The organism is Variovorax sp. VRV01 (genome assembly GCF_014852545.1).
Classification (GTDB): domain Bacteria; phylum Pseudomonadota; class Gammaproteobacteria; order Burkholderiales; family Burkholderiaceae_C; genus Variovorax; species Variovorax beijingensis_A.
The window spans coordinates 1-255 of sequence record NZ_JACVBS010000099.1 but is presented as its reverse complement, the minus strand read 5'-3'; the positions used below and the strand labels follow the sequence as shown (position 1 = coordinate 255).

The following is a 255-nucleotide window of genomic DNA, read 5'->3' as shown; positions in this document are numbered from 1 at the left end:
CAGACGCTCATTAGGTAACAAGAAATGGAAAACACACTTCATCCGCTCGTACAGTTTGGTTTGCCACCACTCTGGTTGACCGTTTTCTTCTTTGTCACACGTTTCATCAAAGATCGGTTGCCAGCAGAGCGTCTGTCGGGCTGGCGCTGGTTTTCGATTGGCGGCTACATCGTGACCTTCGGAATGACAGTAGCGTTTTATTTCGCTCTCATTCGGCTTGGTGCTGCTATCGCGATGATTGGAATGATCGTTGCA

1 protein-coding gene is annotated in these 255 nt (G+C 49.0%); it reads left to right on the top strand.

The window, feature by feature from the left end; all coding sequences use genetic code 11:
- Positions 1-24: 24 nt before the first annotated feature.
- Positions 25-255 (top strand): hypothetical protein (locus IB278_RS33740; RefSeq protein WP_192328908.1); only part of this gene is annotated, 231 nt, incomplete at its 3' end.